Below are 17,421 nucleotides of genomic sequence, written 5' to 3'. Positions count from 1 at the left end.
CCGCCAGTCACCCTTTCCCCGCCCGCCAGGCGTAGTCCGCCGTGCCTGCTGCGCATTCCCCTCTATATAGAAGAGGGGGCGAAGCCGGAGATTGGCCGGTTTGCCATGGTCTCGAGCGAGCGAAAACGCTGAATCGCGTTAACCGCATGAAAATTCTGAAAAAATGTTTGCCATCGGAAAAGCTTTCGACTACATTAGCGCGCCTCGACAGACAGAACATGTTTGAAGAGATACGGTGAAGTGTCCGAGTGGCTTAAGGAGCACGCCTGGAAAGTGTGTATACAGGAAACTGTATCGAGAGTTCGAATCTCTCCTTCACCGCCACATTCTGAGAGCCCTCGCAAATCAATGGTTTGCGGGGGTTTTTCTTTTTCAGCTGTACTACTCGATTGTACGGCTCACTACATCCCGCCTTCCGTCACTGCGATCCATACCTTTCGCCGTCCCGTATGTCTCTACTAAGTTAGCTTGAGTCGTTCTAACGCATAGTCCTTACCTGCCAGGGTAAGTTCAAAAGTAGTGGCTCCGAACGTACCTCGTGTCGCCTTTTGCCTCACAAGCCGTTTGGCTTGGAGTTGCTTTAGACCGTCTTCAACTTCCAATTTGCTGAGTGAGACAAGTTTGCAAATCGAGTCCAGATTTGCAATTTTTCTAAAGTTTGCGTGATAGGCCAAAGCTTCCATCAGCAGCGTTTGGTTATCGGTCAACTGTGGAAACTGAGGGTTGTTCGTTTTGTAAATTTTTCGCTCTATCTCATGTAGCTCGCCGTAAGTTCCGTCAGGGATGCGGTAGTAGTAAATCGCTACAGTCAGACTGCTGATTGAAGCCGCGATAATCATCAGTAGCGACCAATTCGGCATTGGCGTTTCTAACAGAAGCCAGTTCCACGCATGTAGCAGCCAGCCCTTGGTATCGGCCAACAACGTCATGTCGAAGTAGGTGTCGAGCAGCTTTGTGGCAGAGACCAAGACGACAAGGAGGCCTCCTGTCGAGTAGGCCATTGCCTTGAAAGTGAAGGGGGAATGATTGCCTTCCGCAGCCATGCTGCTCGTCTCCAGCGTAGAGAACCGACGTTATCAGCATAGCAGTGGAACGTGGCGCCCTGGCATTGGCGCGGTGACCAAGCCTGTCCGGCTGTTAGACTGCTCAAACTCTTCGAATGGAATCGATATCATGCTCCATCCTCGAGCCAGTTTTCGCGGTGCTGCCAGGTTCATCGTAGCTGTGTCGCTTGTTGCCGCCGGTGGTGGCCTGAATACCGGGTTGCGGGATCAGGCGCGGTTTGGCAAGAGGCTGATCCCGTGACATCGCCGGCATTCGATGCGTTGGCTGAATATCTGAACAGAAAGGAGCAGTAATGATCACCACCACTACCCATTCCATTGAAGGTCGGCAAATTACGGCCTACCTGGACATCGTCAGTGCCGAGTCGGTGCAAGGGATCAACGTCGTCCGTGACGTGTTTGCCGGGATGCGCGACTTTTTCGGCGGGCGCTCCCAGACACTGGAGCGAGCGTTGAAGGAAGCGCGTATTCAGGCCACCGATGAGATCAGGGAGCGGGCGCGGGCGCTTCAGGCGGACGCAGTGGTCGGGCTTGATTATGAGATCAGCATGCCGGCCGGCAAGGGCGGGATGGTCGTGGTGTTTGTGACCGGGACTGCGGTCAAGTTGCGGTAAAAGCGCGAAGCCATTCGTCGGTTACGGAGAAAGCCGAACGGCAAGTCCATTGGTGACCGGCTAGTCTCAAATACCTTGGCGATCGATATTGTTTCGGCAAAAGGGCTTGCCGGTGTCGATCCCGCTTTTTGAAAGGGGTGATGAGATGGCTGATCCGTATATCGAGGACGATGGCGCAGAGTTTCCGATCAATAATTCCGTGCGGTGTGGCCAGACCCAGTATGTGGCCAGTTTCGGCGAGGACCAGACAGAGGTCGACAAGATCAAGACCAGGGCGTGCCGGGTACTGAAGGGCAAATTCTTGCCCAAGGTGGCAGCACCGGTCAGGAAGTAGACGAACACAAGTAGACCCCCGTCATCGAACGGGGTTCTTCAGGATTGAAAGGGTTGCATGACAATATTTTCAGGCGGCTGATCTTTCACAAACTTTTCACAGCTTCCTCCGTAGTCTCGAATCATCCGTTAGAAAGCAACACCTGGCCCGTTTCCCCAGCGGGCTTTTTTTTGCCCGCCATAAAACCTTTTCCCAAAATGCTGTCCAATCGTCGCCAATCGCGAAGTTGGACCGGTGTGCTGGACTTTATCCGCACAAAAGCATTCAATCTCGCCCCCTTGTTTGTGTACCCCTATTTTTGAGGTTTTTGTCATGCGTTTAACACTGCCTGCTCTGGTTCTGGGGCTTCTGGTTGCTCAAGGTGCAATGGCTGGTGACGGCACTGCCGCGCTGGGCGGTGGCTTGGGCGGTGCATTGGGTAACGTGGTCGGCCAGAAGATGGGCGGCAGTACTGGCGCAGCGATTGGCGCGGGCGTCGCTGGTGCGGCGGGCAGCGCAGTTGCCGCCAAAAAAGGTCATCGTACCAGCGCGGCTATCGGTGGCGGTGTCGGTGCGGCCGGTGGTTCGGTGATCGGTAACAGCCTCGGCGGCAAATCCGGTGCCACCATCGGCGCAGGCTTGGGCGGTGCATTGGGCGGCGGCGTAGGCAGCAACCTGGCCAATGGTCACAAGCGTCACTGATCCTGATCCAGATTTGAAAAGAGCCCGGCTTGATGCCGGGCTTTTTCATTTATGAACGATTTACGCCGTAGCGGCTCAAATCTTCCATACTCCTGAGGAATGCGAGGTGTGCCATGAATCCGAAAACCGACGGCAATAAAACCGCAAGCCTGAATGCTCGACGATTGATGTTGCCGGCGATTGTTTTTGGATTGCTGGTCTCTCAGGTGGCGCTGGCGGGAGGTAACGGAGATGCCGCGGTAGGCGGTGGTCTTGGTGGGGTGTTGGGCAACGTTGTGGGTGGCCAGGTGGGCGGCAGTACTGGTGCAGCGATTGGTGCGGGTGTCGGCGGAGCGGCCGGTAGTGCCATTGGCGCACCCAAACACAGTCGCACCGAGGCGGCGGTTGGCGGTGGTTTGGGCGCGGCGGGTGGTTCGGTGATCGGCAACAGTCTTGGCGGCTCGACCGGATCGGCCATCGGCGCGGGCCTTGGCGGTGCTGCGGGCGGCGCGGTCGGCAATGATCTGGGGAGTGACAACGGCCATTCCCACTCCGGTAACGGTCATAAACACTCGCACAAGCATCACAACAAGCATCATTAGTTAAGCGAGGCATACCATGACTCCGGAAACCAAAGGCAAGGAAGAAAAAGGCCCGAGCGGATTGCCGTTTATCAACGATCCCGGCAATGAAGATCCGGGATCGCTGATGGATGATGCGACGGTGCCGCTTAACGATGCTGATGATGCGGGCGATGTGGGGAACATTGATTTTGAAGATGAGGAAGAGGACGAGGATTGATCGAGCCGTGTTGCCGGGACGAAAGGCATCGATCAAGTAGAGCCATTCGGCGCGGATCCGGATTTCATCGTTGCTCTGAGCCTGCGGCGCTCGCTATGCTGCTGAATCCTTTAATCCATTCGGGCATCAGGCCGTTCCTGAGCTGCCCGCGATGCCTCAGAAAACGGATCAGATGCGATGAATGCACCGCTGAAAGCATTCGGCCCGATCAAGGCCGTGATTTTCGATATGGACGGCTTGTTGCTGGACACAGAAGGCATCTACACCGAAGTCACGTCCATTATCGCTGCGCGTTACGGCCGAACGTTCGACTGGAGCATCAAACAGAACATCATTGGTCGGGGCGCGGGCGATCTGGCGAGCTATGTGGTTGAAGCACTGGACTTGCCGATTACGGCGCAAGAGTTTCTGGTGATTCGCGAGCCGCTGATGCGCGAGCGTTTTCCTACAGCGCAGGCGATGCCTGGCGCACAGGAGCTGGTACGGCATCTGAAGGCCAACAACATTCCCATTGCCGTTGGCACCAGTTCTTCGAGCCAGTCGTTCGGCCAGAAAACCACCTTGCACCGCGACTGGTTCGCCTTGTTCGACTTTATCGTCACCGCCGATGACCCCGAGGTGGGCGCGGCCAAACCGGCACCGGATATTTTCCTGACGGCGGCGCGGCGTCTGGGCGTGGCGCCCGAGGATTGCCTGGTGTTCGAGGATTCCCCCTTTGGTGTCACCGCAGCGAAAGCGGCGGGGATGACAGCGATTGCAATTCCGGATGCTGCAATGGCCGACGCCAGGTACGCACATGCCGATGGCATTCTTCGTACGTTGAAGGCGTTCGAGCCGGGCGCTTTTGGTTTGCCTGCGTTGGAACTGGCCTGATCCGGAAGAGTTGTAGACGCACGCAAACGAATGTGGGAGCGAGCCTGCTCGCTCCCACATGTTGATCGCGTTTAACGCGTCAGGCGCCGAAGCCACCGTCGATGGTCAGGCTGGCCCCTGTGATGTAGCCGGCTTCAGGGCTGACAAGGTAGGCGACGAAGCTGGCGATCTCTTCGGCCTTGCCGTAGCGGCCAACGGCCATCATCGGGATCAGGCTATCCGCAAAGTCACCGTCGGCCGGGTTCATGTCGGTGTCGACCGGACCCGGTTGCACGTTATTGATGGTGATGCCTTGCGGGCCGAGATCACGGGCCAGGCCTTTGGTCAGGCCGACCAGTGCCGACTTGCTCATGGCGTACGGGCCGCCACCGGCGAAGGGCATGCGGTCGGCATTGGTGCTGCCGATGTTGATGATGCGACCGCCTTCGGTCATGTGCTTGGCGGCGGCCTGGGTGGCGATGAACACGCTGCGCACATTGATGGCCAGGGTCTGATCGAAGTCTTCGAGTCTAAACTCGGCCAGCGGCGCGACGGCCAGTACCCCCGCATTGTTGACCAGGATATCCAGGCGACCGAAGGCTTCTACCGTGGCGGACACCGCACCGCGGATCGCCTCGGCGTCGGCGCTGTCAGCCTTGATGGCCAAGGCTTTGCCACCCTTGGCGGTGATGCTGTCTTGCAGTGCTTCAGCCTTGGCCGTCGAACTGACATAAGTGAAGGCAACGGTCGCGCCTTCAGCAGCCAGGCGCTTGACAATGGCTGCGCCGATACCGCGGGAACCACCTTGAATCAATGCCACTTTGCCGCTGAGGTTCTGAGTAATCATGTCGATCTCCAAGTCCCGAGGCGAGATGTCCCGGTTGATGGAGCCTAGTATCGATTCAGGATTACGTGCTGTGTAGACCATAATTGCGACAGTCTGTGTAAACCAAAAGTTTATAGTGGAGCCTATGGAAACCTTTAGCAGTATCGAATGCTTTGTGCGCAGCGCCGAGGTCGGCAGCTTTGCTGAAGCGGCGCGCCGCTTGAGTCTGACACCGGCTGCGGTGGGCAAGAGCGTCGCCAAGCTCGAGGCACGCCTGGGCGTCAGATTGTTTCAGCGCAGCACGCGCAGGCTGACCCTGACGGAGGCCGGTCAGTTGTTTCTTGGCGAAGTCAGCGGCAGCCTGCACACGATCCAGAATGCCGTGGCCAATCTCGCCAGCGCCGGAGGGCAGCCGGCAGGCACTTTGAAAGTCAGCATGGGGACGGTATTCGGTTGTTTGTACATTGTGCCGATGCTCGGCGAGTTTCTGCGGCGATTCCCGGCGATCAACCCGGACTGGCACTTCGATAACCGCCAGGTCGATCTGATCGGGCAGGGCTTCGATGCGGCAATTGGCGGCGGCTTCGAATTACCCCAGGGCGTGGTGGCGCGCAGGCTGAGCCCGGCGCATCGGGTGTTGGTGGCTTCGCAGGCTTACCTGGAGGCTCATGCGTCGATCAGCGAGCCGGATGACCTCAAGCAACATGACGGGATCCTGATCCGCTCGCCACAAACCGGTCGTGTGCGCTCCTGGCAGTTGACCCATCGCAATCACCAGCACAGCCCGTTGACGCTCAAGGCGCGGATGACCATGAGCGATTCCGAGGCGGCCTGCGCCACGGCCGCGCAGGGGCTGGGCATTGCGCTGGTGAGCATGCCGTTTGCTGCGGGCTATCTGGAATCGGGCAGATTGCAGCGGGTGTTGCCGGATTGGTACATCGACGACGGCTACACCTCCATCTATTACGCTGAACATAAACTGCTGCCCGGCAAGACCCGGGTGTTTGTCGATTTCATCATTGAGCAGTTTGCCGAGCAGGGGTTGGGGCAGAGGTTCAGTGCGGTTTGAGCAAGTCTTGAAACCGAGTTGTAGCTTTCGCGAGCAGGCTCGCCCCCACAGGATCTGTGTCGTACTCGGTAATGTGAACGACGCAACACCCGTGGGAGCGTGGCTTGCCCGCGATGGACGATAACGCGGTCTACCGGGCAAACCGAGCCGGCCAGCCAATAATGTTTTTCGGCCGCGGCGTTGCGTAAGTCCGCACCTTCGATGTCGACAACCCCAGGCGTACCAGTGATTCGGCAATGGTCACCGCCGCCGTCACGCCGTCCACCACCGGTACGCCGGTACGTCGGCGAATCTGCTCGTCCAGCCCGGCCATGCCGCCGCAGCCCAGGCAGATCACTTCGGCCTTGTCCTGGGTCACCGCCATTTCGGCCTGGTGCACGATGGCTTCCAGTGCGCGCTGTGGCTCGTGCTCCAGCTCCAGCACGGCCAAGCCACTGGCCCGCACCGAGGCGCAACGGTCCCAGAGGCCGGAGAGCTTGAGGCGATCTTCGATCAGCGGCACGGTGCGGTCGAGGGTGGTGACCACGGAATAGGCGTGGCCGAGGAACATCGCCGTGCTGGCGGCGGCGTCGGTGATATCCACCACCGGCACGTTAAGCAGTTCCTGCAGGCCTTCACGGCCGTGTTCGCCGTAACCGGCCTGGATCACCGCATCGAAGGGCTGGTCGTAGGACATCACCCTATCCATGACCGCGATGGCTGCCAGATAACTTTCGAAATTGCCCTCGATCGAGTCGGCGCCGAAATGCGGGGTGAGGCCGACGATTTCCGTGCCGGGCGACGCGACGCCTTGTGCCGAGCGGGCGATGGCCTGGGTGATGGATTCGGTGGTGTTGACGTTGACCACGAGAATGCGCATGGGGAGTCCTTATTGCAGGTGGTTCTGCGGCCCGACAACGTCGGGCCGCTACAGGATTAATGACTGACGTTGTCGACCGCAATTGATTCGCCACTGACATCGGCATAGTGCGGTTGGCGTTTGGCGATGATCAGGTAGAGCATTCCGGCGATTCCGGCACCGATCAGCCAGGAAAACGGCGACACGCTGTGGAAGCCCGGAACCAATGCCAGGACGATGGCAATGAGGGCGGCGGGAATGAACGCCGCCACCGCGCGCAAATTGACGCCGCAGCTGTAGTAATACGCGCCGTTGGGGTCTTCGCTGTACAACTGCGGCACGTTGATCCGGCCTTTTCGTACCAGCCAGTAGTCGACCATGATCACGCCGTACAACGGGCCGAGCAGGGCGCCGAGGCCGGACAGGAAGTACACGATCACCAGCGGGCTGTTGTAGAGGTTCCACGGCAGGATCAGCACGGCGATGGTTGCGCTGATCAGCCCGGCGCGGCGGAAGGTCAGGTACTTCGGGGCCAGGTTGCTGAGTACGAACGCCGGGGCAACGAAGTTGGCCATGATGTTCACCGCCACGGTGACGATCAGGAACGCCAGGCAGCCGAGCACCAGAAAGAAGGTATTGGGGATCGAGGCGATGATTTCAGTCGGGCTTTCGATGATCCGGCCATTGATCTGGAACTGCGTACCGCACAGCAGGACTGTGATGGCGGCGAACACCAGTATATTCACCGGCAGGCCCCAGAAGTTGCCGACCTTGATGGTCTTGCGGCACGGCGAAGAGCGGGCGAAATCGCAGAAGTTGAGGATCAACGTACCGTAGATCGCCAGCCACAATGCGCCACCGGCAAAGATGTTGCGCCACATCTCTGCGCCAGTCAGCGGCTCACGGATCGACCAGGCAATGGTCGCGTCGGCCTGGGTGTACATCCAGGCGGCGAGGGCGGCGACGGTCAGCAGAATCACCGGGCCGGCAAACGCCTCGTAGCGCCGTACCATCTCCATGCCATAGGCAAGGATCGCCAGTTGCACGAACCAGATTGCGACGAAACACACCCAGCCCAGGGTCGACAGGCCCAGGATCGAATTGTGGTCGTAGTCAGCGAATCCTGGATGGACCGCCGTCAACAACACGCGAAAGACTACGGATGCCAGGTACGTCTGAATACCGAACCAGGCAATGGCGATCACGGCACGGATCAACGCAGGAATCTGCGCCCCATGAATGCCGAAACTGATTCGGCTGATGACCGGAAACGGCACCCCGGTCTTTTGTCCCATGTAGCCGGACAGGTTCATGAAGCAATACACCAACGCCGCACCGATCCCCAGGGACAGCAGGATCTGCCAGCCGCCCAGGCCCAGTGCATACAGACCGATGGCGAAGGAGTAGTTGGCAATGTTGTGAACATCGTTGGTCCACAGGGCAAAGATGCTGTAGCGGCCCCAGCGCCGGCCTTCGGCCTTGGTCGGCGCCAGGTCTTTGTTGTGCAGTCGCGGACTGAGCACGACGGGGCAGTGATGCGCTTGATTGTCGGCGATGTGGGTGGAATGGGAGGAGGGTAGATCCAGCGCGATGTTGTTATTGGAGAGACTAGTACGCATTCCGGCAGGCTCCTGATGCTCGACATCGCGATGACTGTGCATGAGCGTTGGCTCGACAAATCTTCGTCGCGGATGGCGAATATCATTGGTTACGGGGCATCTGCAGCCTGTACGGGATAGGGCGCTTCAGGCTTGCGGATCTAAAGTGTGTGTATGTTTTGAATTTATTGTATACAAAACATGTATGCACTTAAGCCAGATCCATGCCAACCAGGAGATCTATGAAACGTACTGTTAATTTCGTTTTGTTATGGCGTTTCGCCAAGATACTGAAAAACAGACAATTTAAATTGACCGATTGAACAGGTATTTATTTTTTTAGGGGGATTCAGGAGGGCGTGGCGATACGCGTCAGGCGGAGGAATGTAACTATTGGGGGCGCAGAAATGGAAAGTGCACACATAAATGGCACCGATGGTGACATTCGTGTGTACACATTTATTCAGCCTGGCACGGAGCAAATGTGGAAGCGGGCTTGCCCGCGAAAGCAATCTGTCAGTCGATGAAGTTGTTGACTGACACTACGCATTCGCGGGCAAGCCCGCCCCCACAGGGGATATCACAAGGTTCGGGATCAGGCTTTGGACTTGCTGATGATATTCCCCGCATGCAACCCGCATTCCTTCTGTGTCGCTTCTTCCCACCACCAGCGGCCTTCGCGCTCATGCTGGTTCGGCAGTACCGGGCGGGTGCAGGGTTCGCAGCCGATGCTGATGAAGCCGCGTTCGTGCAGGCTGTTGTAAGGCAGTTCCAGCATGCGGATGTAGCCCCAGATATCTTCGCTGGTCATTTGCGCCAGCGGGTTGAACTTGTACAGGGTGCGCTCAGGAGTGGAGAACGCGGTGTCGATCTCCATCACCGCGACGGCGCTGCGGGTGCCGGGGCTCTGGTCCCGACGCTGGCCGGTGGCCCAGGCTTTCACGCCGGACAGCTTGCGGCGCAGCGGTTCGATCTTGCGGATGCCGCAGCATTCGCCATGGCCGTCCTTGTAGAAGCTGAACAGGCCTTTTTCCTTCACGAAAGGTTCGAGTTTCGTGTGGTCCGGCGACACCAGCTCGATGTCGATCTTGTAGTGCTCGCGCACCTGATCGATGAAGCGGTAGGTTTCGGGGTGCAAGCGGCCGGTGTCGAGGCTGAACACCTTGACGTTCTTGTTCAGCTTCCAGGCCATGTCCACCAGCACCACGTCCTCGGCACCGCTGAAAGATATCCACAGGTCATCGCCGAACTCGGCAAACGCGAGTTTCAGGATGTCCTGGGCGGATTTGTTGGCATAGGTCGTGGCGAGTTCCACGACGTCGAACGTTGGGCTCATCAGGGCGGCTTCCTACAGGTCGGTGGCGCTGGGCGCTCTATATGGGTCGATGGTAACAAAAAGCTGCACGGGCCGGGGCATCCTCTGCGTTGCGCAGGCAGGCCCGAGTCGCTAGAGTTCGGCAGTCTTTTTGCTCGCGCGACTCAATAATCAATACAAATGGGAGTGTCTTGTGGAAATTGCCTGTCTGGATCTTGAAGGTGTGCTGGTTCCGGAAATCTGGATCGCTTTCGCCGAAAAAACCGGGATCGAGTCCCTCAGGGCCACCACCCGGGACATTCCCGACTACGACGTGCTGATGAAGCAGCGCCTGCGGATTCTCGACGAGCACGGCCTGAAGCTCGCCGACATTCAGGAAGTGATCGCCACGCTCAAGCCGCTGGACGGCGCCATCGAGTTCGTCGACTGGCTGCGCGAGCGTTTCCAGGTGGTGATCCTGTCCGACACCTTCTACGAGTTCTCCCAGCCGTTGATGCGCCAACTGGGCTTCCCGACCTTGCTCTGCCATCGTCTGATTACTGACGACAGCGGGCGAGTCACTGGCTATCAACTGCGTCAGAAAGATCCCAAGCGTCAGTCGGTCCTGGCCTTCAAGAGCCTCTACTACCGGGTGATCGCGGCGGGAGATTCCTACAACGACACCACGATGCTGGGCGAGGCCGATGCCGGGATCCTGTTCCATGCGCCAGATAACGTGATTGCGCAGTTCCCGCAGTTCCCGGCGGTGCACAGTTTTGAAGAGCTGAAGCAGGAGTTCATCAAGGCTTCGAATCGGCCCCTGAGCTTGTAATCACCATCCTTGTAGGAGCGAGCCTGCTCGCGATGAACCTGAGAGCGCCGCAGGGTGTCAGGTTTCCAGCGTTATCGTTAACGAGCATCGCGAGCTGGCTCGCTCCTACAGGTTTTGCAGCGTATCGAGCAGCACTTTCACCTTGGTGATCGACTCCTGGTACTCAGCCTGCCACTCCGAGTCCGCGACAATTCCGCCACCGCCCCAGCAACACACCTGCCCGTCCTTGACCAGCAAACTGCGGATGGCGATGGAGCTGTCCATTTCGCCGCGCACGTCCAGGTAGACCAATGAACCGCAATACAGTCCGCGCCGGGTTGGCTCCAGCTCATCGATGATCTGCATGGCGCGAATCTTTGGCGCGCCGGTGATCGAGCCGCCAGGGAAGCTGCCGGCGATCAGGTCCAGGGCATCGCGGTCATCCGCCAGTTCACCGGTGACGCTGCTCACCAGGTGATGCACGTTCGGGTAACTTTCCAGACTGAACAGTTCCGGCACCCGGACCGAACCGGTGCGGCAGGTCCGGCCGAGGTCATTGCGCAGCAGGTCGACGATCATCAGGTTTTCCGCGCGATCCTTGGGGCTGGCCAGCAGTTCGGCGGCGTTCGCGGCATCTTGCTCGGGCGTCAGGCCCCGAGGTCGAGTGCCCTTGATCGGGCGGGTTTCCACGTGGCGCTGGCTGACTTTTACGAAGCGCTCCGGTGACAGGCTGAGTACGGCATCGCCGTCAGGCAAGCTCTGGAAGCCGGAAAAAGGCGTCGGGCACGCAGCGCGCAGCGCGCAGTAGGCGGCCCATGGATCACCTTGGCAGGGTGCGCGGAAACGCTGGGCGAAGTTGACCTGATAACAGTCGCCGGCCTGAATGTATTGCTGGATACGCTCGATTGCCTGTTGATACTCGTCAGCGCTCAAGTCGGCAGTCATCGGGGTGAGCAATTTGAATGGAGCGGCCACTTCCGCTGCGGGTTGGCTGAACAGATCGATCAGGCGCTGACGTTCGCTGGCGGGCAGAGTCGGGTGAAACACCAACTGGCTGGTCAGCGAAAGGTGATCGCTGATCAGTGCCCAGTCGTACAGGCCGAAACGCGCGTCAGGCAATTGCAGGTCGTCCCGTGCCTGGCTCGGCAGGCGCTCCAGATGCCGGCCGAAGTCGTAACTCAGGTAGCCGATCAATCCACCGGCAAATGGCAACTCATAAGGTGCCGGCAGGGTGGCTTCGCCCAAACGTGTAAGGTTGTTGCGCAGGCGTTGCAGGAAAGCGTCGCCACTTTCATCAGGCGATACCGTCAGCTGTTCCAGCGGCCAGGCACTGAGCAGGTCATAGCGACCGCGGTCGGCGCTGGGGCGGCCACTGTCGAGCAGCACGGCACCGGGAGCATGGCGAATCGCCGCGAAGTATAGGGCGGGGTTGGCGCGATAGGGCAGCGGGTATACGGAACAGGTCAGCATGGGCGGGGGAGATCAGCCATCGAGGCGGGGTGGCGATTGTAGTCCCCTCGGAGAATTGCTCCTAGAGGGGATTGGCTGGTTGGTCACCTGTAGGAGCGAGCAAGTCGAATCGTCGCACCGTCGCGATGGTCGTCAACGATGACGATGGGCGCCTGACACCCAGCGGTGTTCTCGAGTTCATCGCGAGCTTGCTCGCTCCTACAGGGAAGGGCCTCAACCCACGACTGCAGGAATATGCCCAAACATCTCCTGCACGAACGCCACGCGCTCTTGGACCGTTTCGGTCACGCCGCGGGCCTTCAGGTCTTCCAGTCGTGCTTCCACCGCATGAGTGCGCGACGTCAGCCCGCAGTCATTGGCAATCTGGATATTCAGCCCTGGCCGGGCGTTGAGCTCAAGAATCAGCGGGCCTTTTTCCTGGTCCAGGACCATGTCGACACCGATGTAGCCCAAACCACACAACTCATAACAGCCAGCGGCGAGCTTCATGAAACCGTCCCAGTAGGGCAGTTGCACGCCATCCACGGCATTCGTGGTGTCCGGGTGTTTGTTGATGATGTTGTTCAGCCAGGTACCGCGCAGGGTCAGGCCGGTGGCCAGGTCCACACCGACGCCGATGGCGCCCTGGTGCAGGTTGGCCTTGCCGTTGGACTGACGCGTCGGCAGACGCAGCATGGCCATCACCGGGTAGCCCATCAAAACAATGATGCGGATGTCCGGCACGCCTTCGTAACTGATGCTTTTGAAGATCTGGTCTGGAATCACGCGGTATTCAATCAGCGCCCGGTCGCGGTGACCGCCCAGGGAGTACAGGCCGGTCAGGATGCTGGAAATCTGGTGCTCGATTTCTTCATGGCTGATGATCCGGCCGGACACCGTGCGATAACGCCCCTCAAAGCGGTCGGCGATGACCAGGATGCCATCACCGCCAGCGCCCTGGGCCGGTTTGATCACGAAGTCACTGCGTCCGCCGATGATATCTTCGAGATTGTCGATTTCCTTCTCGGTGGAGATCACGCCATACAGCTCGGGCACATGGATGCCGGCGGCGATGGCGCGTTCCTTGGTGATGATCTTGTCATCGACGATCGGGTACAGGCTGCGCTTGTTGTACTTGAGCACGTAGTCTGCATTGCGCCGATTGATCCCCATGATGCCCCGGGCTTCCAGCGCCTTCCAGGTCTTCCAGAAGCCGAACATCAGGCGTCAGCCTTTTTCAGGAAGGCCTTGAAACGCACCAGTTCGGTCAGGCGATAACCGCGATAACGGCCCATGGCAAGCATGAAGGCCACCAGGATCAGCAGGATCGCCGGGAAGGTGAACACGAAGTACACCAGTTCCGGCACGGTCATGATCAGGTGTGCCAGGGACGCGGCGAACAACGTGCCGATCGCCACTTTCATGGCATGGCCGCCGCCACGTTCTTCCCAGGTGATCGACAGGCGTTCGATGGTCATGGTCAGGATCACCATCGGGAACAGCGCCACCGACAAGCCGCGTTCCAGGCCGAGTTTATGGCTGAACAGGCTGATCGCCGCAATCAACACCACCACGAACGTCAGCACCACTGACAGCCTCGGCAGCATTTGCAGTTTCAGGTGTTCGAGGTAGGAACGCAGCGACAGGCCCAGCGCCGTGATGATGGTAAACAGCGCGATACCGAAGCCGAGCTGGGTTTCGCGGAAGGCCAGGGCGATCAGCACCGGGGTGAAGGTGCCCAGGGTCTGGATGCCGATCAGGTTGCGCAGGATCAGGATCACCAGCACGCCGATCGGGATCATCACCATGATCATGAAGGTCTGCTGGGTTTGCAGCGGCAGGCCGTACAGCGAGTACTCGAGGAAGTTGGCGTCGGTGTTTTCGTCGGTCAGCTTGGCCAGGCGAATGGCGTTCATTTCGCTGTTGTTCAGGCTGAAGGTCACGTTGGCTTTCTTGCCGCCGTCGACGGTGATCAGGTTTTCGTCGCCGGTCCACCACAGCAGGCGGTCGGACGGCAGGCCCTGTTCACCGGTTTCCGGGTTGAAGTACAGCCAGTCGGTGCCATTGAAACTGCGCAGCCACAGTTCCGGCAGTTGCGGCTGGTCGGCCACCAGGCGGATGGTGTGGACCTTCTCGATCGGCACATGGGCGATGGACAGCAGCAACTCGACGATTTTTGCCTTGTGCGCGGTGGATGGATCACCGGCCAGCAACAGTTTCACGTTGTCGTCGTTGAGGTTGTTGACCCGCTTGATGGCTTCGCCGACGAAGGTTTCGACGTCGGCCGAGTGCTGGCGAATCGGTGCGAGCAGGGCTTCGGCGGCGACTTTTTCCGGGCCTTCGATGGTCATGCTGTCGCGAAAGGTCGGGCCTTTGATCTTGGCTTTCTCACCGGAGTAACGCTTGGTCAGCACCAGGCGGTAATACAGCGTCTGATTACCTTTGGCCCGGCGTGCCGACCAGGTGACCTTGCGATTGCCGTCGACCCGGTTCACGGCCACGCCGTAGTTATTGGAGATGAAGCTCTCGTTGAGGCTGACGAAGTCGCGGCTCAGCGGTGGCACGAACATCTGGATCTTGACCGGGTCCTTGGCACTGGCGACGAACTCGACCTTGGCGTCGATGTTCCACAGGTCGTCGGTGGCGTCTTCGGTTACCGGGATGCCCAGCACGAAGATCTGGTAGGCCGTAACTGAAATGCCCAGCACCACCAGGATGGCGATCAGCAGTTTCAGATGAAGGGTAAGAGAGCGCATTTGAATTACTCGGCGGTATGAGCGTCGGTGGTGCAGGCGGGTTTGCCGGCAGCATATTTAAGGCTGGGGTCAACCAGTGCATCGAAGCGCTTGAGCGCTTCGGAGCCAATCAGTAGCGGGTATTGGAAGGCGCTGCGGTCGGTCAGGTTCACTTCGATGCTGCGCAGGGCCGAGCCCATGCAGATATCCAGTTCGATCACCGGGCGGGCGGTGTACTTCTTGCCTTCCTCCGGGTCGTAGTCGCCGGCCCGGCGCTTGATCTTGCTGACACGGGCCAGCGGGCGTTCGATCGGGTGCGAATGGGCGGCGTCGATGGCCAGGTAAAAGCGCACCCACGACTCGCCGTTGCGTTTGAAGCGTTTGATATCCCGTGCACTCAGGGACGCGGTTTTCGCCCCGGTGTCGAGTTTGGCCGCCACTTCCAGATCAATGCCATTGAGCGATGCGTACTCATTCAGGCCATACACGGTCTTTTCCCCGGCCATTGCGAAGCCGGGCAGGCAAAGTAAATAAAGGAAGGCAGGGAAGGGCTTGAGTCTCATAAATCCTGGTGCGCAGCGGTCCGACTTGATTCAAGGCCCTGGCATCGCTGCGCAAGCTCCCTCGTATGCCTATCAGGGTTTTATGACAGACAGTGCAGATGTGACAAACAAATGCGGGCGGCATTCTAGCACGGTGGTTTGATGGCGCCAGCGCTGGCGGGTGGCTATAAACAGTGAGGTTGCTTCGTTATGGTGCAGCCGGTTATCAGAAGATTGTCGACAATATCTATTTATCCTTTGACTGCTCTGTCTGTATTCGTTAGTTTTTGCAGCATTGGCTCACAAGGTGTCGACAATATGCTGGATCAACTCGATCCCCCGGTTTTAGCGCAAGACGATACGGAGACCCTGTCCGAGAACGTCTTCCGTCGCATTCAGGCAGCTATCGTCAAAGGCGAGATCGCGCCGGGCAGCAAAATCTCCGAACCGGAGCTGGCGCGCACCTACGGCATCAGCCGTGGCCCGTTGCGCGAGGCCATCCACCGTCTGGAGGGCCAACGCCTGCTGGTTCGCGTGCCGCATGTCGGCGCGCGGGTGGTGTCGCTCAATCACGCCGAGCTGCTTGAGCTTTACGAAATCCGTGAATCCCTGGAAGGCATGGCCTGCCGTCTGGCCGCCGAGCGCATGAGCATCGAGGAAATCGACGAGTTGCGTCGGGTCCTGGAAACCCACGAGCGCGATGAGGCGTTTCAGGCCGGTAGAGGCTATTACCAGCAGGAAGGCGATTTCGACTTCCATTACCGAATCATCCAGGGCAGCGGCAACCGCACGCTGACCCAAATGCTCTGCGGCGAGCTCTATCAGCTGGTGCGCATGTACCGCATCCAGTTTTCCACCACGCCCAATCGCCCGCATCAGGCGTTCGCCGAGCACCACCGTATTCTCGATGCCATCGCCGACCGTGACGGTGAACTGGCCGAGTTGTTGATGCGCCGTCACATCGGCGCCTCCAAACGCAATATCGCCCGTCACTACCAGGACGGCGTTAACCCGACAGCCAAACGAGGTGAGTCATGAGTTTGAACAAGAGCACACCAGGCCAGCGTTTCCGCGATGCGGTCGCCAGTGAACATCCACTGCAAGTGGTCGGCACGATCAACGCCAACCACGCGCTGCTGGCCAAGCGCGCCGGTTTCAAAGCGATCTACCTGTCGGGTGGCGGGGTGGCTGCCGGCTCCCTCGGCGTGCCTGACCTGGGCATCACCGGTCTGGATGACGTGCTGACCGACGTGCGCCGTATCACCGATGTTTGCGATCTGCCATTGCTGGTGGATGTGGACACCGGCTTCGGTTCCTCGGCGTTCAACGTCGCTCGCACGGTCAAGTCGATGATCAAGTTCGGTGCCGCGGCGATTCACATCGAAGACCAGGTCGGCGCCAAGCGCTGCGGTCACCGTCCCAATAAGGAAATCGTGACCCAGCAGGAAATGGTCGACCGCATCAAGGCGGCTGTCGATGCGCGTACCGATGACAGCTTCGTGATCATGGCCCGTACCGACGCCCTGGCAGTGGAAGGTCTGGAGTCTGCCCTGGATCGCGCCGCCGCGTGCATCGAAGCCGGCGCCGACATGGTGTTCCCGGAAGCCATCACTGAACTTGAAATGTACAAGCTGTTCGCCAACCGTGTGAAAGCGCCGATCCTGGCCAACATCACCGAGTTCGGCGCGACGCCGCTGTACACCACCGAACAACTGGCTGCTGCCGATGTATCGCTGGTGCTGTACCCGCTGTCGGCGTTCCGCGCCATGAACAAGGCTGCAGAAAACGTCTACACCGCGATCCGCCGCGATGGCACGCAACAGAACGTCATCGACACCATGCAGACGCGCATGGAGCTTTACGATCGCATCGACTACCACACCTTCGAGCAGAAGCTCGATGCGTTGTTTGCCGCGAAGAAGTAAGTCGCGAAC

At 59.2% G+C, this 17,421-nt stretch carries 20 protein-coding genes and 1 tRNA gene; 12 read left to right on the top strand and 9 right to left on the bottom strand.

Annotation, left to right across the window (positions count from 1 at the left end):
* Nucleotides 1–234 precede the first annotated feature (234 nt).
* Nucleotides 235–324 (top strand) — tRNA-Ser (locus CAF65_RS14300).
* 134 nt (nt 325–458) lie between these two features.
* Here the strand turns inward: CAF65_RS14300 and CAF65_RS14295 are convergent.
* Nucleotides 459–1,043, bottom strand: coding sequence for a hypothetical protein (locus tag CAF65_RS14295; RefSeq protein ID WP_085716855.1), 585 nt, complete (start codon nt 1,041–1,043; stop codon nt 459–461).
* A 130-nt stretch (nt 1,044–1,173) separates the two neighbouring features.
* Between CAF65_RS14295 and CAF65_RS28750 the strand changes: the two genes are divergently transcribed.
* The 7 genes from CAF65_RS28750 to CAF65_RS14265 all read left to right on the top strand — a co-directional run bounded on the left by CAF65_RS28750 (nt 1,174) and on the right by CAF65_RS14265 (nt 4,346).
* Nucleotides 1,174–1,305 carry a hypothetical protein gene (locus CAF65_RS28750; protein ID WP_256578642.1) on the top strand — a complete coding sequence of 44 codons (132 nt, stop codon included), beginning with the start codon at nt 1,174–1,176 and terminating at the stop codon, nt 1,303–1,305.
* A gap of 52 nt (nt 1,306–1,357) precedes the next feature.
* A complete protein-coding gene (locus CAF65_RS14290) occupies nt 1,358–1,678 on the top strand; it encodes a YbjQ family protein (RefSeq protein ID WP_057399299.1) in 321 nt (106 codons plus the stop codon).
* 145 nt (nt 1,679–1,823) lie between these two features.
* Entirely contained in the window at nt 1,824–2,012 is a 189-nt protein-coding gene (locus CAF65_RS14285) for a hypothetical protein (protein ID WP_085717057.1), read from the top strand.
* 312 nt (nt 2,013–2,324) lie between these two features.
* Nucleotides 2,325–2,693, top strand: coding sequence for a hypothetical protein (locus CAF65_RS14280; RefSeq protein ID WP_007988063.1), 369 nt, complete (start codon nt 2,325–2,327; stop codon nt 2,691–2,693).
* 113 nt (nt 2,694–2,806) lie between these two features.
* Nucleotides 2,807–3,274: a glycine zipper domain-containing protein gene (locus CAF65_RS14275; RefSeq protein WP_085716854.1), complete on the top strand. Its 468-nt coding sequence runs from the start codon at nt 2,807–2,809 to the stop codon at nt 3,272–3,274.
* 16 nt (nt 3,275–3,290) lie between these two features.
* Complete coding sequence (locus CAF65_RS14270) at nt 3,291–3,473, top strand: hypothetical protein (protein ID WP_085716852.1); 183 nt, start codon at nt 3,291–3,293, stop codon at nt 3,471–3,473.
* A gap of 177 nt (nt 3,474–3,650) precedes the next feature.
* A complete protein-coding gene (locus CAF65_RS14265) occupies nt 3,651–4,346 on the top strand; it encodes an HAD-IA family hydrolase (protein ID WP_085716851.1) in 696 nt (231 codons plus the stop codon).
* Between the two features lie 79 nt (nt 4,347–4,425).
* On the opposite strand, the gene CAF65_RS14260 is transcribed toward CAF65_RS14265, so the two are convergent.
* On the bottom strand, nt 4,426–5,172 hold the full coding sequence (locus CAF65_RS14260) for a 3-oxoacyl-ACP reductase family protein (protein ID WP_085716849.1): 747 nt from the start codon (nt 5,170–5,172) through the stop codon (nt 4,426–4,428).
* A 124-nt stretch (nt 5,173–5,296) separates the two neighbouring features.
* Here CAF65_RS14260 and CAF65_RS14255 point away from each other — a divergent pair, with 124 nt between their 5' ends.
* Nucleotides 5,297–6,220 (top strand): LysR family transcriptional regulator, encoded by a 924-nt coding sequence (locus CAF65_RS14255; RefSeq protein WP_085716848.1) that lies wholly within the window; start codon nt 5,297–5,299, stop codon nt 6,218–6,220.
* A 130-nt stretch (nt 6,221–6,350) separates the two neighbouring features.
* Here CAF65_RS14255 and CAF65_RS14250 read toward each other — a convergent pair whose 3' ends face one another.
* From CAF65_RS14250 to CAF65_RS14240, 3 genes are all read right to left on the bottom strand, one after another.
* Entirely contained in the window at nt 6,351–7,079 is a 729-nt protein-coding gene (locus tag CAF65_RS14250; RefSeq protein WP_085716846.1) for an aspartate/glutamate racemase family protein, read from the bottom strand.
* Nucleotides 7,080–7,135: 56 nt separating this feature from the next.
* Complete coding sequence (locus tag CAF65_RS14245) at nt 7,136–8,677, bottom strand: NCS1 family nucleobase:cation symporter-1 (RefSeq protein ID WP_085716845.1); 1,542 nt, start codon at nt 8,675–8,677, stop codon at nt 7,136–7,138.
* A gap of 574 nt (nt 8,678–9,251) precedes the next feature.
* The gene (locus tag CAF65_RS14240) at nt 9,252–9,992 is read right to left on the bottom strand and encodes a phosphoadenylyl-sulfate reductase (RefSeq protein WP_085716843.1); all 741 of its coding nucleotides are present in this window, start codon (nt 9,990–9,992) and stop codon (nt 9,252–9,254) included.
* Between the two features lie 172 nt (nt 9,993–10,164).
* Here CAF65_RS14240 and thrH point away from each other — a divergent pair, with 172 nt between their 5' ends.
* On the top strand, nt 10,165–10,782 hold the full coding sequence (thrH, locus tag CAF65_RS14235) for a bifunctional phosphoserine phosphatase/homoserine phosphotransferase ThrH (RefSeq protein WP_085716842.1): 618 nt from the start codon (nt 10,165–10,167) through the stop codon (nt 10,780–10,782).
* A gap of 105 nt (nt 10,783–10,887) precedes the next feature.
* Here the strand turns inward: thrH and pabB are convergent, their stop codons facing one another.
* The 4 genes from pabB to CAF65_RS14215 form a co-directional block, all read right to left on the bottom strand.
* On the bottom strand, nt 10,888–12,231 hold the full coding sequence (pabB, locus tag CAF65_RS14230) for an aminodeoxychorismate synthase component I (protein WP_085716841.1): 1,344 nt from the start codon (nt 12,229–12,231) through the stop codon (nt 10,888–10,890).
* Nucleotides 12,232–12,444: 213 nt separating this feature from the next.
* Entirely contained in the window at nt 12,445–13,431 is a 987-nt protein-coding gene (locus CAF65_RS14225) for an alpha-L-glutamate ligase-like protein (protein WP_085716839.1), read from the bottom strand.
* The gene (locus CAF65_RS14220; RefSeq protein ID WP_085716838.1) at nt 13,431–14,966 is read right to left on the bottom strand and encodes an inactive transglutaminase family protein; all 1,536 of its coding nucleotides are present in this window, start codon (nt 14,964–14,966) and stop codon (nt 13,431–13,433) included. Before CAF65_RS14220 ends, CAF65_RS14225 begins: the two co-directional genes overlap by 1 nt.
* Nucleotides 14,967–14,971: 5 nt before the next feature.
* Complete coding sequence (locus CAF65_RS14215) at nt 14,972–15,508, bottom strand: ATP-dependent zinc protease (RefSeq protein ID WP_085716837.1); 537 nt, start codon at nt 15,506–15,508, stop codon at nt 14,972–14,974.
* A 297-nt stretch (nt 15,509–15,805) separates the two neighbouring features.
* On the opposite strand from CAF65_RS14215, the gene CAF65_RS14210 reads away from it, so the two are divergent.
* The gene (locus CAF65_RS14210) at nt 15,806–16,525 is read left to right on the top strand and encodes a GntR family transcriptional regulator (protein WP_085716835.1); all 720 of its coding nucleotides are present in this window, start codon (nt 15,806–15,808) and stop codon (nt 16,523–16,525) included.
* Nucleotides 16,522–17,412, top strand: a complete 891-nt coding sequence (prpB, locus tag CAF65_RS14205) for a methylisocitrate lyase (RefSeq protein WP_085716833.1) — start codon at nt 16,522–16,524, stop codon at nt 17,410–17,412. Before CAF65_RS14210 ends, prpB begins: the two co-directional genes overlap by 4 nt.
* Nucleotides 17,413–17,421: the final 9 nt, after the last annotated feature.

The sequence above is a fragment of the Pseudomonas sp. B28(2017) genome, from assembly GCF_002113025.1.
In the GTDB taxonomy this organism is placed as follows: Bacteria; Pseudomonadota; Gammaproteobacteria; order Pseudomonadales; family Pseudomonadaceae; genus Aquipseudomonas.
The sequence above is the reverse complement of the archived record's forward strand: the minus strand, read 5'-3'. Positions and strand labels throughout refer to the sequence as shown.

What these genes read in the sequence shown, in the direction of transcription:
- CAF65_RS14210 (WP_085716835.1), top strand. Translation starts at nt 15,806, where the DNA reads ATGCTGGATCAACTCGATCCCCCGGTTTTAGCGCAAGACGATACGGAG.
- prpB (WP_085716833.1), top strand. Translation starts at nt 16,522, where the DNA reads ATGAGTTTGAACAAGAGCACACCAGGCCAGCGTTTCCGCGATGCGGTC.
- CAF65_RS14290 (WP_057399299.1), top strand. Translation starts at nt 1,358, where the DNA reads ATGATCACCACCACTACCCATTCCATTGAAGGTCGGCAAATTACGGCC.
- CAF65_RS14225 (WP_085716839.1), bottom strand. Translation starts at nt 13,431, where the DNA reads ATGTTCGGCTTCTGGAAGACCTGGAAGGCGCTGGAAGCCCGGGGCATC.
- CAF65_RS14215 (WP_085716837.1), bottom strand. Translation starts at nt 15,508, where the DNA reads ATGAGACTCAAGCCCTTCCCTGCCTTCCTTTATTTACTTTGCCTGCCC.
- pabB (WP_085716841.1), bottom strand. Translation starts at nt 12,231, where the DNA reads ATGCTGACCTGTTCCGTATACCCGCTGCCCTATCGCGCCAACCCCGCC.
- CAF65_RS14220 (WP_085716838.1), bottom strand. Translation starts at nt 14,966, where the DNA reads ATGCGCTCTCTTACCCTTCATCTGAAACTGCTGATCGCCATCCTGGTG.
- CAF65_RS14295 (WP_085716855.1), bottom strand. Translation starts at nt 1,043, where the DNA reads ATGGCTGCGGAAGGCAATCATTCCCCCTTCACTTTCAAGGCAATGGCC.
- CAF65_RS14250 (WP_085716846.1), bottom strand. Translation starts at nt 7,079, where the DNA reads ATGCGCATTCTCGTGGTCAACGTCAACACCACCGAATCCATCACCCAG.
- CAF65_RS14240 (WP_085716843.1), bottom strand. Translation starts at nt 9,992, where the DNA reads ATGAGCCCAACGTTCGACGTCGTGGAACTCGCCACGACCTATGCCAAC.
- CAF65_RS14255 (WP_085716848.1), top strand. Translation starts at nt 5,297, where the DNA reads ATGGAAACCTTTAGCAGTATCGAATGCTTTGTGCGCAGCGCCGAGGTC.
- CAF65_RS14285 (WP_085717057.1), top strand. Translation starts at nt 1,824, where the DNA reads ATGGCTGATCCGTATATCGAGGACGATGGCGCAGAGTTTCCGATCAAT.
- CAF65_RS14260 (WP_085716849.1), bottom strand. Translation starts at nt 5,172, where the DNA reads ATGATTACTCAGAACCTCAGCGGCAAAGTGGCATTGATTCAAGGTGGT.
- CAF65_RS14280 (WP_007988063.1), top strand. Translation starts at nt 2,325, where the DNA reads ATGCGTTTAACACTGCCTGCTCTGGTTCTGGGGCTTCTGGTTGCTCAA.
- CAF65_RS14265 (WP_085716851.1), top strand. Translation starts at nt 3,651, where the DNA reads ATGAATGCACCGCTGAAAGCATTCGGCCCGATCAAGGCCGTGATTTTC.
- CAF65_RS14275 (WP_085716854.1), top strand. Translation starts at nt 2,807, where the DNA reads ATGAATCCGAAAACCGACGGCAATAAAACCGCAAGCCTGAATGCTCGA.
- CAF65_RS28750 (WP_256578642.1), top strand. Translation starts at nt 1,174, where the DNA reads ATGCTCCATCCTCGAGCCAGTTTTCGCGGTGCTGCCAGGTTCATCGTA.
- CAF65_RS14245 (WP_085716845.1), bottom strand. Translation starts at nt 8,677, where the DNA reads ATGCGTACTAGTCTCTCCAATAACAACATCGCGCTGGATCTACCCTCC.
- CAF65_RS14270 (WP_085716852.1), top strand. Translation starts at nt 3,291, where the DNA reads ATGACTCCGGAAACCAAAGGCAAGGAAGAAAAAGGCCCGAGCGGATTG.